The following is a 15,643-nucleotide window of genomic DNA, read 5'->3' on the forward strand; positions in this document are numbered from 1 at the left end:
TAATATCAAAAAACTAAATATAATTGGAATTCAAAATTTAGGTAGAATAAATATTGATTGGGAAGAAAATAAAGTTAATGAAATAATAAACAACCAACTAAAAATGACATCCACATTAAAAGATAGCAAATTAGTATATAATTTAGTGGAAACGACACACAAAGAAAAATCAGAACAGTTCAGAACCCTAAAAGAGAACTTCCATAAAATCGGACAATATGATGATGAAGATAAAGCTTATGTTGAATTCAAAAAACATGAATTAAGAGAAGAAAAATCAAATTTTAAGAAGAGAAGATATAATATTAAAATTTATAGTTTATTGTATAAATTATTACGAAGGATATTTTTCTTTCAACAAGAAAATAAGTATGAAAATAATTATAAACGAATTAACAAACTTTTTAATTTGATTTACAAAAAATATTTAAAATATGGGAATATTAAATATAGGTTTAAAAAAATAATATTTGAAGATATGGGTTTATATGGAACCAGCCCGAAAAAAGTTGCAATTAGTATGTTTAAAATTTGGGGCTTTTTTACAGTTGTCTATACAATTTTATCAAAATATATTGTATTAAACTCTAAAGAAATAACCGAACTGCCAGGTTTATTTAAAGCTGCATATTTTAGTGCAATAACTTTTCTTACTATTGGTTATGGTGATTATGTTCCTAACGGAATAATTCGTTTGTTTTCTGGTATTGAAGGATTTTTGGGATTATTCTTAATGGCATATTTTACTGTTGCTTTTGTGAGAAAGGTTTTAAGATAATTTCTAGTATATGGAAAGAGAAACAAACATTTCCCTTTGCTTACACCCCTCACCTGTCATTCCTCCCGATATATCGGGAATTGGGAATCTATAATCAATTCTTTTTGTATTACTCATGAAATAATGAGAACAATAACCAAAAGAAATGGATTCCCGTCCACGATTTCACGAGGACAAGCTTTCACGGGAATGACAAAGGAGCGTGAGTGGAGACAAATTTAAAGGAAATGATACATAATTCCTTGACTAATGGACTAAATATTTCACGGAGTAGTTCTATTATAAAATAATTAACAGGAGAAATCATGAAAGAAAAACAACAAAAACAAATCAAAGTAAACATTCAGAAAGAAGCGGCAGAAGGTATTTATTCTAATATTGTATTTATGAATTTTAATAATTCAGAATTTATTGTTGATTTTGGCAGGATACTTCCAGCAATTCCAGAAGCAAAAATTTATTCAAGAATTATTATGAATCCTCAACATTGCAAAAGATTAATGCATCTACTTGAGAGAAATATTGATAAATTTGAGAAGCAATTTGGAGAAATTTCTTTGCCTGAGCAAAAAGGTGGTGCACGAGATATTGGATTTCACCCAGAGATGAAATAAAAGATAAATTTTAATAAACGATAAATATTTATTAATAAAGTAACTTAATCTCCAATTATTCTTGACTTAAAAATTACACTTTAAAAAATTTAACAAATTTTTCAATAAAAATAATTTGTAAGAGGTTTACTAATGAAAAAGCACTGGTTTCGGACTGTATGTATAATAGTAGTTTTTCTGGTTATAATCTATTATCTATTGCCACTTGTTGCAAAGCAGAAATATGCAATATGCAATTTAGAAGTTTATGACCAGAATAATGAAAAAATATATGAAGTTACCGGACAGGAATATAAGCTTGGCAGTAATAAATTTGGCTTGGATTTCGATAATGCCATAAATAACGCTACAATAAATGATACCATTACAGTTGAAGGCAGATTGCCAGATGAGATTTTACGAAATTTAGATGTAGAAGTTGATTTTACTCAAAAACAATTAATTAAAGCTAAACTTGTTAATAAGGTCTCCAAATCTGTATTGCCATCCTGGTTTAGCAAAAAGGAATTAAAGCTTGGACTGGATTTACAAGGTGGTATGCATTTAGTTCTTGATGTTGATACAGAAGGATTATCAAAAGATGCCGCGGAATCAAGTGTTAAAGGTGCTCTGGAAATTATACGAAATAGGATAGACCAGTTTGGAGTTTCTGAGCCAACGATTCAAAAAATTGGCGCTGAAAGAATTCTTGTTCAGCTACCAGGCCTGCGAGACGCAAATAGAGCCAAGGATTTGATTGGAAAGACTGCACTCCTTGAATTTAGTCTTTTAGCAAATAATGAAGATATTAAACAAACCGTTGAAGCTTTGGATAGTTATTTACAAAATAATTATGAAAAATATGCTTTCTTAAAGAAAGTTGAAGCGGAGAAAGCAACCGCGGTGGAAGAAGCACTTCTTGAAAAACCTGAAGAGCTTGCTGATACAACAAGCGCAGCAGCTGATACAACTGAAGTGATAGAAGATGAATCTGAATATAATAATCTTTTTTCTTCTTTGATTGCTGTTTATGGCTCTGAACTTGTGGTCAAGCCCGAGAATTTACCTTTTTTTAAAAAACTTATCTCCCTTCCTGAAATTAAGAAAATTATGCCAAGTGGAATTAAGATTTTGCTTGGAAAGATAAATCCGAAAGATATTTATGGAGCCCGACCTGTTTATTTTCTATATGATAAAGTAGAGTTGACGGGTGCTTCATTAAAGTCCGCTGATGTACGAATTGGTCAAGGAATGGATCCGAAAACCGCTAATAAGCCTTATGTAAGTTTACAATTTGATAATGAAGGTGCTCGCATTTTTTCAAATGTAACAGGCCAGCATATAAAAGAAAGATTAGCAATTGTGCTGGATAATATTGTTCATTCAGCACCAGTTATCCAGGATAAAATAAGAGGTGGTAATGCACAAATTACAGGGAATTTTAAGATGGAGGAAGCTAAAGATTTAGCAATTGTTTTACGCGCTGGTAACCTTCCTGCACCAGTTAATATAGTTGAAGAAAGAACAGTTGGTCCTTCTCTTGGCTCTGATTCAATTAAAGCTGGATTCAATGCAACTCTTATCGGTATGATAGTTGTGGTGCTTTTTATGATGATTTATTATAAAATTTCTGGAGTTATTGCTAATTTTGCACTTTTATGTAATATATTTATTATCCTGGGAGCTTTAACAATGTTGAATGCGAGTCTGACCTTACCAGGTATTGCTGGAATTATTCTTACTATTGGTATGGCTGTTGATGCTAATGTGCTTATTTTTGAGAGAATTAGAGAAGAAATTAGGTCGGGGAAAACCGTTAGAACTGCAATTGACAATGGATATAAAAAAGCTGTAATTACTATTGCCGATGCAAATATTACTACACTAATTACCGCTATTGTGCTTTATCAGTTTGGTACAGGTCCTATTAAAGGCTTTGCAGTAACATTGAGTTTGGGTATCTTAGCATCAATGTTTACAGCAATAGTTGTAACGAGAGCTATCTTTGATAATATTGTAACTCGTAAAGCCAGGAAAACTCTTAGCATATAAAAAAGGCATGAGCAGACATAAACTGTTACGAACAAAGATTTGAATAAGTTATAAAAAGGAGTTATCAAAAATGAATACTGTAAACTATAATTTAAATTTATCATTAAATTTTCAGCAGGTTTTGGAATTGATAAAGCAATTACCATTTAAGGAAAAAAAAGAATTAAGCAAAGAACTAGAAAAGGAAATGATAGATAAAAAATTATCAGCATTGCTTAATACTTTTAGAACTGATGAATTATCTTATGAAACGATTACTAATGAAGTTGAAAAGGTAAGAGAATCACCGAATTAACACCGAAAATTATTTATTTATTTTTTATTCGGTGTGTTTCGGTGACTTCGGTGGTTAATTTAAAAAACAACTATGATTCAGGTAATAAGAAGGTTATGGCAAAATAATTAATTGGAGATTGAAATGAGATTATTTAAGAATCCAAATTTTGATTTTAATAAAAGACGAAAGATAGGTTTTGTTGTATCTGCAATATTAATTGTTGCAGGAATTCTATCTTTAATTATCAATGAAGGACCAAAGTATGGGATAGATTTCACAGGTGGCACACTATTAGAATTTGATTTTACTCCGGATAATCCTGATTTACCTCCAATTGCCATTCAAGAAATAAGAGATGTTTTATCATTGCAAGGTTATAGTGATGCAGAAATTCAAGAGTTTGGAAATCCTCATCATGTTTTAATCAAAATAAAGACAAGCGAAAGCGCAAGAAAAGATGAATCAAAAGTAATAAGGATTTTACAAGATAAATTTCCTAAATATGCTGGTAATAAAGAAATTGCAGAATTTGAACGAAGAAGCGAACATGTTGGCTCAAAAATCGGTGAAGAATTAAGAGGGAAAGCAGTCATTGCTATTTTAATTTCATTATTAGGAATTATTCTATATATTTGGTGGAGATTTGAACTTACTTATGGATTTGCCGCAATACTGGCTTTATTCCATGATGTTATTATTACAATTGGTCTTTTTTCTATTTTTGGAAGAGAACTAAATATAGCTGTAATCGGCGCATTGTTAGCAATAGTTGGTTATTCTCTTAATGATACTATTGTTGTCTTTGTGCGAATAAGAGAAGACCTAAAAGTTTATCGTAGAGAAAAATATGAATCTATTATTAATCATAGTATTAATGAAGTATTATCTCGTACCGCGATAACCTCCTTAACCACCCTTATTGTTGTTCTTGCATTATTTATATTTGGTGGTGAGGTGATTCACAATTTTGCTTTTGCTCTTTTATGCGGAGTTATTGTAGGAACATACTCTTCTATTTTTATTGCCAGTCCGGTTCTTGTTGCATATAAAAATATGACCTTAAAGAAGTCAGTGACAAGATCAAAAAGAAGATAATAATATTTCATATAAAGTTTTTTTGTGCATTTTATAACCGGTAAATTCAAGGGGCAGAAGATTGACATTCCCAAATCCAATATTCGTCCAACAATGGACAAAGTGAGGGAAGCTGTCTGTTCAATGATAAGAGATAAGATTGCCAATTCTGTTGTTTTAGACCTGTATGCTGGTAGCGGTAGTTTTGGTCTGGAAGCAATTAGCGAAGGAGCAAAAATATGCCACTTTGTTGATAATTCATTTAAAGCTACAAGATGTATAAGAAAAAATCTAAACAAGTTTTGTATAACTGACAATGTGAAGGTTTTTGAAAGTTCAGTTTTAAGTTTTATTAATAGATGTGATTCAAATTATTACGATATTGTTTTTGTTGACCCACCCTATAATGCAAAAGTGATATCAAAAATAGTCAAAGCAATATTAGAAAGAAATATATTGAAGTCAGATGGAGTGATTGTAGCTGAATGTAGAATGGACGAAGATTTATCAAAAATAAAGGATAAAATTATAAAGTCAAAAACTTATGGTGATACAAAGATTCTTCTTATATCTGAATAAATAAATGAATAAAAGTAAAAAGACCGAATTGAAACTATATAATACCTATACAAGAGAAAAAGAGGTTTTTGTTCCCATAAGACCAGATTTAGTAACTCTGTATACCTGCGGATTAACAGTTTATAATTATGCCCATATAGGTAATCTGCGAACATACATTTTTGAGGATGTGTTAAAAAGGGTTCTCTTTTACAATGGATATAAAGTTAAGCATGTTATGAATATCACAGATATTGGTCATCTGACATCAGATGCTGATGAAGGTGAAGACAAAATGGTTCTATCAGCAAAGAAGGAGAAGAAAACTGTTTGGGAAATTGCTGAGTTTTACACCAAAGCTTTTGAAAATGATTTAAAGAAGTTGAATATTATTTTTCCTGATTATCATATTAAAGCATCAGAGCTTATACCTCAAATGATAAAATTAATTCAACGGCTTGAGCAAAAGGGTTACACATATTTTAGGAACGGAAATGTTTATTTTGATATTTCAAAATTTCCTAATTACGGTAAACTTGCAAGACTTAATATGGACAAATTAAGGGCTGGAGCGAGGGTTGCTGTTGATAAATCCAAAAAAAATCCTCTTGATTTTGTCTTGTGGTTTACAAAGTCAAAATTTGAGGACCAAGAGATGAAGTGGGATAGTCCTTGGGGGAAGGGGTATCCTGGTTGGCACATAGAATGCTCAGCAATTTCAATGCATTATCTGGGGGAGCAGTTTGACATTCACTGTGGCGGCATTGACCATATTCCAGTTCATCATACTAATGAGATTGCACAAAGCGAGGCTGCAACAGGCAAAAAATGGGTAAATTATTGGATGCATGGAGAATTTCTTATATTTAATAGAGAGAAAATGAGTAAGTCAAAAGGTGAGTTCTTAACATTAGATTTATTAAATAAGAAAGGGTATTCACCTATGGTATATCGTTATTTCTGCCTTGGTGCTCACTACCGCCAGCAGATTAGCTTTAGTTACGAAGCTCTTGAAACTGCAAAATTTTCTTATAATCGCCTAAGAAACAAAATAATGGAGATAAAATCAAATAAAGAGCAAAGTAAGCCAGATGAAAAATTTGTCAAAACGATAAAGGATGATTTTTTAGAAAGAATAAATGATGATTTGAATATGCCTGAAGCTCTTGCTGTTCTCTGGAAGGTTCTTAGAACAGACAAGATTGGCAATAAAGAAAAATATAACCTTATCGTAGGATTTGACAAGGTTTTTGGATTACTTCTTGAAAGAGTTGAAAAACTTCTCAGTGAGGAGGCAAAACAAAAGGTTGATACAGAATTAGTAGAAAAGTTAGTAAAGGAAAGGGATGAAGCTCGGGCAAGAAAAGATTGGACAAAATCTGATAAAATTAGGGAGAGATTAATTAGAATGGGAATAGAGGTTCGTGACACATCAAAGGGAACAATTTGGAAAGTAAAAGTATAAAGTCGTTAAGGCATATAAGTTTTTTTAAAATTATTTTGTAAAAAAGAATACAAAAAGTTTGACAGTTATTTTTATAATTTACGAAATTGTAAATTCTATAAATTATTTATAGGATTTATATGCCACCATAGCTCAGGGGTAGAGCAGGGGTTTTGTAAACCTCTGGTCGGGGGTTCAAATCCCTCTGGTGGCTCCAGGAAATTTATGTTTGTTTGGGGAATCTAAACAACAGAATTTTTATTAATTTTGGGGAGATACCCTAGTGGTCAAAGGGAGCAGACTGTAAATCTGCCGGCGAAGCCTTCGGAGGTTCAAATCCTTCTCTCCCCACCATTTGCGGGAATAGCTCAGCTGGCCAGAGCATTAGCCTTCCAAGCTAAGGGTCGCGGGTTCGAACCCCGTTTCCCGCTCCAGGCTCATGTAGCTCAGTCGGTAGAGCACCTCCTTGGTAAGGAGGAGGTCACCGGTTCAATCCCGGTCATGAGCTCCAGAAAAAAGTTAAATATCTTAGGAGGATATATGGCTAAAGAGAAATATGTAAGAACCAGGCCGCATGTTAATGTTGGAACCATAGGTCATATTGACCATGGAAAAACAACTTTAACTGCTGCAATGACATTGTGTCTTGAAAAGAAAGGACAAGCAAAGTATGTTACATTTGACCAGATAGATAATGCGCCTGAGGAAAGAAAAAGAGGAATTACTATTGCTACAGCTCATGTGGAATATGAAAGCGATAACAGACACTATGCTCATGTTGATTGTCCTGGACATGCCGACTATATCAAGAATATGATCACTGGCGCAGCACAAATGGATGGTGCAATATTAGTTGTCAGTGCTGCCGATGGCGTTATGCCACAAACAAGAGAACATATTCTTTTGGCAAGACAGGTTGGAGTTCCTTATATTGTTGTATATATGAACAAAGTTGATATGGTGGATGATCCAGAATTGTTAGAACTTGTTGAATTGGAGATTAGAGATTTATTAAATGAGTATGAATTCCCTGGAGATGAAATACCAATAATTCAAGGTAGTGCATTAAAAGCATTGAACTGTGGTTGCGGAAAGCCAGAATGTAAAAATTGTGGGTCAATTGTTAAGCTCATAACAGCTTTAGACGAGTATATCCCATTACCAAAGAGAGATGTTGATAAACCTTTCTTGATGCCAATTGAAGACATTTTCAGTATTCCTGGAAGAGGTACGGTTGCAACTGGCAGAGTTGAACGAGGACAGGTAAAAATTGGAGATAAAGTTGAAAGGGTTGGAATTAAAGAAACCCGTGAGATTGTTGTAACTGGCGTTGAGATGTTTAGAAAGATCCTTGATTCCGGACAAGCTGGAGATAATATTGGTGTGCTTCTGCGCGGTGTAGCAAAGGATGAGGTGGAACGTGGAATGGTTTTAGCAAAACCTAAAAGTATTACCCCACATAAAGTCTTTAAGGGTGAAACTTACATCCTGACAAAAGAAGAAGGTGGAAGACATAAACCATTTTTCAGTGGTTATAGACCTCAGTTCTACTTCAGAACAACAGATGTTACAGGAACATTATCCTTGCCAGAAGGCATTGATATGGTAATGCCAGGCGATAATGTAACAATGTCAGTAGAACTTATTACACCTATCGCTCTTGAAAAAGGTTTGCGCTTTGCTATCCGTGAAGGTGGACACACTGTAGGAGCCGGAGTAGTTGGAGATATTGTTGAGTAGGATTGTCTATGAGAGATATAATAAAGTTGGCTTGTTCCGTGTGTAAATCAAGAAATTATTCAACTACCAAGAACAAAAGAACACATCCTAAAAGAGTTGAATATAAAAAATATTGTCCAATTTGTAGAAAGCGTACTCTACATAAAGAGACAAAATAATCTTTGTAGGCCTGTAGCTTAAATGGTAAAGCAGCGGTCTCCAAAACCGAAGAGTGCGGGTTCAATTCCTGCCGGGCCTGCCATTATTCTATTATATTGAAAAATATGTTTAAAAAAATTGGAAAATTTCTTAGAGAAGTCAGACAAGAATTACACGTTGTTGTCTGGCCCACAAAGCCTGATATTAAAGAAGGAACGACTGTTGTAATCGTATTCTCACTTATTTTAGGTGTGTTTATATGGATTGTTGATAATATATTTAGTCAAATTGTTAGATTTGTACTTTTCAGATGATAAAAAAGCAGTGGTATGTACTACATACTTATGTAAGCAGGGAAAAACAGGTTAAAGAAGCTCTTGAAAAGCTTTTAGAAGATAGTAATCTAAAAGATTATTTTGGTCAGATTATTATTTCTTCTCATAAAACCTTTGTTATCAGAAAAGGTAAGAGGTTAGTGAGAGAAAGAAAGATATTTCCAAATTATCTTCTTATAGAAATGGCTATGACTCCAGAAACTTATAATTTCGTGTTGCGAATTCCCGGAGCAACTAAATTTCTTGGAAGTGGAAAAACACCTAAACCCCTTCCTGAGATTGAAATAAACCGTATTTTAGGCATTAAGCAGGATAAAAGTGAGCTTTCAAAAATTATGAGCTTTATTATTGGTGGGCGTATCAAAATTGTTGATGGACCTTTTAATGATTTTGAAGGCACGGTTGAAAGAATTATTGAAGATAAAGAGAAGTTAGTAGTTAATGTCACTGTGTTTGGACGAATTACACCTGTAGAGGTGAGTTTCAATCAAGTAGAAAAGCTTGATTAAAGGAAAGAAAGATGGCAAAAAAGATCTTGGCTAAGGTAAAATTACAACTCCCTGCTGGACAAGCAACTCCAGCTCCACCAGTTGGCCCAGCTTTAGGACAACATGGAGTTAATATTGGAGATTTTTGTAAGCAATTTAATGAGAAAACTAAAAATGATATTGGAATGATTATTCCCGCTGAAATTAAAATTTATAAAGATAGATCTTTTAGTTTTATCTTAAAAACACCACCGGCTGCTATATTAATTAAAAAAGAGGTTGGTCTAGCAAAAGGTTCACCAATACCTAATCGCGACAAAGTTGGCACAATTACAAAGGAACAGCTTGAGAGGATTGCAAAGACCAAAATGAAAGACCTGAATGCAGCCAATCTTGAAGCTGCGACCAGAATGATTGCTGGAACCGCAAGAAGCCTGGGTGTTACGATAAAAGAGCAATAGATAGCAGGAGACTTTCTAATGAGACATGGCAAAAGATATTTGGAAACAGCAAAAAAGATTGAGAAAGACAAAAGTTATTCTTTAAATGAAGCCATTGAATTGCTTACACATTTACCTAACTCAAAATTTAATGAAACAGTAGAATTGCATTTAAGATTAGGTGTGGATCCGAAAAAAGCTAATCAAATGGTTAGAGGAACTGTTGTTCTTCCAGGTGGTACCGGCAAACAAATAAAGGTTTTGGTCTTTGCTGATGGCGATAAAGCTGAAGAAGCTAAGAATGCAGGGGCTAATTATGTTGGAATGGATGACCTTGCTGAAAAAATCCAAAAGGGATGGACTGATTTTGATGTTGCAATTGCAACTCCTAATTTAATGCGGAAAGTTGGAAAATTAGCAAGAATTTTAGGTCCTAGAAGACTTATGCCAAATCCAAAAACAGGAACAATTACTATGAATGTTGAACAAGCTGTTAAAGAATCCAAAGCAGGAAAGGTTGAATACAGAATAGATAAGTTTTCTAATATCCATGTGCCTGTCGGTAAAATTTCTTTTGAAAAAGAGAAAATTTATCATAATATTTTGACTTTAATGAAAGCAATTTTGAGAGATAGACCACCAGCAGCAAAGGGAAAATATATCAGAAGTATGACTTTGTGCTCTTCTATGAGTCCTGGAATCAAGATTGATTCAGTTTCTTTTCTAAAAGAGATGCAAACAAAGTAGGTGATTTTATGAAAAAGAAATCAGTTAATCCACTGAATATTGAAAGAGTAAGAAAAATAAAAGACAATCTTGAAAATGCCAAATCAATAATTCTTGTTGATTATAAAGGGCTTACAGTAAAAGAAGATACAGAGTTGAGAAGAAAGTTCCGAAAGAATAATGTTAATTATTTTGTTTGTAAAAATACCTTACTGAGGCTTGCAACTCGTGATCTGAAAATCAAAGGTGTGGATGAATATCTCTCTGGTCCAATAGCTGTTACTGTTTCAAAAGATGACGAAGTAATCCCTGCTAAGGTAATAGCTGGTTTTGCAAAAGAACTGTCAGAGGGAAGAAATTTACCTAAATTTAAAGTTGGAATTATTGATAGTAAGTTAATGAATATTGAAGACTTAAATAAAATTGTTACTTTGCCTTTAAAACAAGAACTTTTAGCAAAATTATTAGGAGGATTAAATTCGCCGATTTCAGGACTGGTTTGTACACTTAATAGTATCTTACAAAAGTTAGTTATTGTTTTAAACGAAATAAAGAATAAGAAACAATAATTAAATATTTATTTATTAATATTATCTCTAATTAAAAATTATTATAACTTTGACTCAATAAACTAATAGTAATGAAGAAATACATTTAATATGATAGGAGGATAGATGCCAGAAAGCAATGCAAAAGATAAGATAATTGAGCTTATTAAGAAGCTCAATGTTATGGAGTTAGCAGAATTAGTTAAATCATTAGAAGAGGAATTTGGTGTAACTGCCGCAGCACCAGTTACCATTGCTGCTGGAGCTGCAACTACAGAAGCAGCAAAACCGGCAGAAGAGAAGACTGAATTTGATGTAATACTTTCCTCAGCAGGAGCCAAGAAGATTCAAGTAATAAAAGTAGTTCGCCAGATTACAAAACTTGGATTAAAGGAATCTAAAGCTTTGGTTGATGAAGCACCCAAGCCAATCGTTCAAGGCGTTTCAAAAGATGAAGCTGAAAAGGTTAAAGAGAAGATAGAAGCTGAGGGTGGCTCAGTTGAAATAAAATAATTCATTGTTTAAAATAAACATTATAATCTTTTATGATTTACCTTAATTTCGGTATATTTTAATAACTAAATAGCAAGATAATTTCTTGGATTAAAGATTATAGGGAGAAGATTTGAAGGAAAGAAAATCCTTTTCTAAAATTAAGAAGAGTTTACATGGGTTTAAACTTCCCAGGATTGAGATTCCCAACCTTTTAGCTATGCAGAAAGGTTCTTATGCGCGATTCCTACAAAAGGAAGTTAATCCAACAAAGCGGAAAAATATTGGATTACAAAAGGTATTTAGTGAGAATTTCCCGATTGAAGACCCTCAAAACCAATATCTTCTTGAATTTATAAGCTATTCTATACTTAGAGAAAAGTACACTCCTGACGAGTGTATTGCTCGTAATCTTACTTATCAAGCTCCATTAAAAGTAAAATTCCGTCTTACTGTTTTTGAAAAAACCATTGAAGGTGAATCAAAAAGGATTAAGAATGTGATTGAACAAGACTTATTCCTCGGTGAGATTCCAATAATTACTAACAGAGGAACTTTTATCATTAATGGTGAAGAGAAAGTAATTATAAGTCAATTGCATCGGTCCCCAGGAATTGTTTTTACAAGTGAAACTCACGGTAGTGGAAAAGAACTTTTCAATGCTAAGGTAATTCCTGTAAAAGGCTCATGGTTTCAATTTGTGACAGATACAAAAGATGTTATCTCTGCTCTTATTGATAAAAGGCATAAAGTCCCTGTGACTACAATCCTTCGTTGTGTTGGACTTTCTGATAATAATACAATTCGTGCTACATTTTATAGAAGTGAAAAAATTGATATTACTAAGGACGATTTTAGTGATCGTTTTTTGTTTGAAGACATTATAGATAAAAAAAGTGGTGAAGTTCTGGCAGAAGGTGGAAATCTTATCACTGAATTGATAGTGGATAAATTATTAAATTTAGGAATTGAAAATGTTAAAGTTATTGATAAAAAATGGGAAGATGAAAGGAAAATTATTGAGAGCACTTTAGAGAAAGACCCAACTTCTTCAACTGAAGATGCATTAAAATCTATATATAATATTATTCGTCCTGGAGAAGAGCCATCACTTGATATGGCAAAAGAATTAATTGATAGGATATTTTTTAATGAAAAACGATATAGTTTAGGCGAAGTTGGAAGATTTAAACTAAATAAACATTTGAACTTAGATATTGACCTGAACATACAAATTCTTACACAATCCGATTTTATCGCAATTGTTAAAGAGATAATTAATCTTTATAAAAGTAAAAGTAGAACTGATGATATAGATCATTTATCTAATAGAAGAGTTGGTGGAGTCGGGGAATTAGTAGCGAATCAGTTTTCTATTGGACTCTCTAGAATTGCTCGTATTGCACGGGGAAGAATGACATTAAGTAATCCTGATGAAATTAATATACTTGGTTTGATTAATACAAATGCTTTGATGGCTGTTGTCCATTCATTCTTTTTAACTGGTGAGCTTTCACAGTTTATGGAGCAAACCAATCCTCTTGCCGCAATAACTCATATGAGAAGATTGAGTGCTTTAGGACCAGGAGGTCTAACCCGAGAAAGAGCAGGCTTTGAGGTACGGGATGTGCATTATTCTCATTATGGTAGAATATGCCCAATTGAAACCCCCGAAGGTCCTAATATCGGTTTGTTAACTTCACCTGCTATTTATTCTCGCGTAAATAAGTATGGATTTCTTGAAACACCATATATAAAAGTTAATAATGGAACACTTACTCGCGAGGTTGATTATTTGGATCCAGTACAAGAAGAACATCAGAATATTGCTCAGGCAGGAATTGAGGTCGATAAGGCTGGAGATATCTCTAAAAATACTATATTCTGTTTATCAGGAGGGGACTTTGTCAGGGTTCATAGAAATGAAGTTAACTATATTGATGCATCAAGACAGCAAATTGTTAGTGTTTCAGCAGGACTTATACCATTTTTAGACCATGACGATGCTAATCGTGCTCTAATGGGTTCTAATATGCAAAGACAAGCTGTGCCGTTAATCAAACCAGAACCACCTATAGTTGCCACAGGTATTGAAAAATTGGTAGCTAAAGATTCTGAACTTGCTGTAAAAGCTCCATTTGACGCTATTGTTGAAAAAGTTACTTCTGAACAAATTTTTCTTAAAAGAAATAAGGATACGCGAAAAAAGGATTCTATTTCATCGTTAGAAGAAACAAGAATAATAGAATTAAAGAAGTTTACTCGTACAAATCAAGATACCTGTGTTAATCAACATCCGGAAGTTGTTGTGGGACAAAGGATTAAAAAGGGAAATTTGATATCTGATGGACCCGCAATAAAAAATGGAGAATTGGCTCTTGGTAGAAATATGTTAGTTGCTTTTATGCCCTGGTATGGATATAATTATGAAGATGCTATTATAATTAGTGAACGGGTAGCAAGAGAGGATGAACTTACTTCAATCTATATTCAAGAACTGGAGGTATTAGTTAGAAAAACAAGGGAAGGTAATGAAGAATTAACTAATGATATACCAAATGTGCCTAAATATGCCTTAAGAAATCTTGATAAAAATGGTGTTGTGCGAGTAGGGTCTCATATAAAATCGGGCGATATTTTAGTAGGAAAAATTACTCCGAAATCCTCTGGAATAGACTTATCACCAGAGGAAAAACTTATGAGAGCTTTATTTGGTGAAAGAGCTGGTGACTTTGCAGATACTTCGTTAAAAGCAAAACCAGGAATGGAAGGGGTTGTAGTAGATGTGCAAGTTTTCTCACGACAAGAGGAAGATCAAATTTCCGAAGAAGAGAAAAGCGTAAAACTTAAGGAATTAAAATCTAAATATGACCAAGCGAACAAAAAAGTTTATAAATATATGAATAAAAAGCTATCAGAATTATTAATTGGAGAGACTGCTAATCGAATTACTGAAATAAAAACTGGTAGGTTCTTTATACCACCAAATACTGTTATTACAGAAGAAAATTTTAAAAAGATTAATTTTAAAAAGCTCAATATTGAAAAGGATCTTGTTGTAAATGAGAAGAAGAATGAGTTGATTTACAATGAGATTATCTATGATGTAAAGAGTATATTGGAGGAAAACGAGAATAATTATAGAAAAGAGAGAGACAGGATACGATATGGAGATGAACTCCCTTCAGGTGTTCTAAAAATGGTTAAGATTTTTATTGGGAAAAAACGTCAAATAGAAGTTGGTGATAAAATATCAGGAAGGCATGGCAATAAAGGGGTTATATCAAGGATTGCACCTATTGAGGATATGCCTTTTCTTGAAGATGGCACACAAGTAGATATAATTCTCAATCCTCTTGGAGTTCCTTCACGAATGAATATAGGTCAGATATTAGAAACTCATTTAGGTTGGGCTGCTAAAGTATTAGGTTATGGGGTAGAAACCCCTGTCTTTGACGGTGCAAAAATATCAGAAATTCTTGATCACTTGAAAAAAGCAGGCTTACCTGAAAATGGTAAAGTGGTTCTCTATGATGGAAAAGATGGAGAAGCTTTTCATGAAAAAGTCACTGTTGGCATAATATATATGATGAAACTTAATCATCTTGTTGTTGATAAAATGCATGCGCGATCAACCGGCCCATACTCACTGGTTACTCAACAACCGTTAGGTGGTAAAGCACAACATGGAGGGCAGAGATTAGGAGAAATGGAGGTTTGGGCATTAGAAGCCTATGGTGCTTCTCGTCTACTCCAGGAGATGCTTACTGTGAAATCTGATGATGTTGATGGAAGAAATCATACTTATGAAGCCATTACAAAAGGTAAAGAATTGCCAGCCCCAGGAATACCTGAATCATTTAATGTGTTAGTTAGCGAACTTAAAAGCCTATCCCTTGATGTTAAACTGATCTCAGAAAAATCAGAAAATAACTTGAGCAATTAATCATAACTTTATAA

Annotated in this window: 16 protein-coding genes and 5 tRNA genes; all 21 read left to right on the plus strand. The window is 33.3% G+C overall.

The window, feature by feature from the left end; translation table 11 throughout:
- Positions 1-778, plus strand: a 778-nt coding sequence (locus tag U9R23_05700) for a potassium channel family protein (protein MEA3475913.1), incomplete at its 5' end; no start/stop codon positions are given.
- 305 nt (positions 779-1,083) lie between these two features.
- Positions 1,084-1,392 carry a DUF3467 domain-containing protein gene (locus U9R23_05705; protein MEA3475914.1) on the plus strand — a complete coding sequence of 103 codons (309 nt, stop codon included), beginning with the start codon at positions 1,084-1,086 and terminating at the stop codon, positions 1,390-1,392.
- Positions 1,393-1,524: 132 nt separating this feature from the next.
- Positions 1,525-3,423 (plus strand): protein translocase subunit SecD, encoded by a 1,899-nt coding sequence (secD, locus tag U9R23_05710; protein MEA3475915.1) that lies wholly within the window; start codon positions 1,525-1,527, stop codon positions 3,421-3,423.
- A gap of 70 nt (positions 3,424-3,493) precedes the next feature.
- Positions 3,494-3,718, plus strand: coding sequence for a hypothetical protein (locus U9R23_05715; protein MEA3475916.1), 225 nt, complete (start codon positions 3,494-3,496; stop codon positions 3,716-3,718).
- 123 nt (positions 3,719-3,841) lie between these two features.
- Positions 3,842-4,795 carry a protein translocase subunit SecF gene (gene secF / locus U9R23_05720; GenBank protein MEA3475917.1) on the plus strand — a complete coding sequence of 318 codons (954 nt, stop codon included), beginning with the start codon at positions 3,842-3,844 and terminating at the stop codon, positions 4,793-4,795.
- Between the two features lie 24 nt (positions 4,796-4,819).
- Positions 4,820-5,353 (plus strand): 16S rRNA (guanine(966)-N(2))-methyltransferase RsmD, encoded by a 534-nt coding sequence (gene rsmD, locus U9R23_05725; GenBank protein MEA3475918.1) that lies wholly within the window; start codon positions 4,820-4,822, stop codon positions 5,351-5,353.
- A 4-nt stretch (positions 5,354-5,357) separates the two neighbouring features.
- Positions 5,358-6,797, plus strand: a complete 1,440-nt coding sequence (gene cysS, locus U9R23_05730) for a cysteine--tRNA ligase (protein ID MEA3475919.1) — start codon at positions 5,358-5,360, stop codon at positions 6,795-6,797.
- Positions 6,798-6,918: 121 nt separating this feature from the next.
- A tRNA-Thr gene (locus U9R23_05735) sits at positions 6,919-6,993 on the plus strand.
- Between the two features lie 52 nt (positions 6,994-7,045).
- A tRNA-Tyr gene (locus U9R23_05740) sits at positions 7,046-7,130 on the plus strand.
- Between the two features lie 3 nt (positions 7,131-7,133).
- Positions 7,134-7,210, plus strand: a tRNA-Gly gene (locus U9R23_05745).
- A 1-nt stretch (position 7,211) separates the two neighbouring features.
- Positions 7,212-7,287 (plus strand) — tRNA-Thr (locus U9R23_05750).
- A 29-nt stretch (positions 7,288-7,316) separates the two neighbouring features.
- Positions 7,317-8,516, plus strand: coding sequence for an elongation factor Tu (gene tuf / locus U9R23_05755; GenBank protein ID MEA3475920.1), 1,200 nt, complete (start codon positions 7,317-7,319; stop codon positions 8,514-8,516).
- 8 nt (positions 8,517-8,524) lie between these two features.
- Entirely contained in the window at positions 8,525-8,674 is a 150-nt protein-coding gene (gene rpmG / locus U9R23_05760) for a 50S ribosomal protein L33 (protein ID MEA3475921.1), read from the plus strand.
- Between the two features lie 7 nt (positions 8,675-8,681).
- Positions 8,682-8,757: transfer RNA gene (locus U9R23_05765), tRNA-Trp, on the plus strand.
- Between the two features lie 22 nt (positions 8,758-8,779).
- Positions 8,780-8,968, plus strand: a complete 189-nt coding sequence (gene secE / locus U9R23_05770) for a preprotein translocase subunit SecE (protein MEA3475922.1) — start codon at positions 8,780-8,782, stop codon at positions 8,966-8,968.
- Entirely contained in the window at positions 8,965-9,498 is a 534-nt protein-coding gene (gene nusG / locus U9R23_05775) for a transcription termination/antitermination protein NusG (GenBank protein ID MEA3475923.1), read from the plus strand. The genes secE and nusG overlap by 4 nt, the downstream gene beginning before the upstream one ends.
- An 11-nt stretch (positions 9,499-9,509) precedes the next feature.
- Positions 9,510-9,938, plus strand: coding sequence for a 50S ribosomal protein L11 (rplK, locus tag U9R23_05780; protein ID MEA3475924.1), 429 nt, complete (start codon positions 9,510-9,512; stop codon positions 9,936-9,938).
- Between the two features lie 18 nt (positions 9,939-9,956).
- On the plus strand, positions 9,957-10,664 hold the full coding sequence (gene rplA, locus U9R23_05785) for a 50S ribosomal protein L1 (protein MEA3475925.1): 708 nt from the start codon (positions 9,957-9,959) through the stop codon (positions 10,662-10,664).
- Between the two features lie 8 nt (positions 10,665-10,672).
- Entirely contained in the window at positions 10,673-11,212 is a 540-nt protein-coding gene (rplJ, locus tag U9R23_05790; protein MEA3475926.1) for a 50S ribosomal protein L10, read from the plus strand.
- Positions 11,213-11,317: 105 nt separating this feature from the next.
- Positions 11,318-11,704, plus strand: a complete 387-nt coding sequence (rplL, locus tag U9R23_05795; protein MEA3475927.1) for a 50S ribosomal protein L7/L12 — start codon at positions 11,318-11,320, stop codon at positions 11,702-11,704.
- Positions 11,705-11,816: 112 nt separating this feature from the next.
- Positions 11,817-15,629 (plus strand): DNA-directed RNA polymerase subunit beta, encoded by a 3,813-nt coding sequence (gene rpoB, locus U9R23_05800; protein MEA3475928.1) that lies wholly within the window; start codon positions 11,817-11,819, stop codon positions 15,627-15,629.
- Positions 15,630-15,643: the final 14 nt, after the last annotated feature.

This window comes from Candidatus Cloacimonadota bacterium, from assembly GCA_034722995.1.
Classification (GTDB): domain Bacteria; phylum Cloacimonadota; class Cloacimonadia; order JGIOTU-2; family JGIOTU-2; genus JAGMCF01.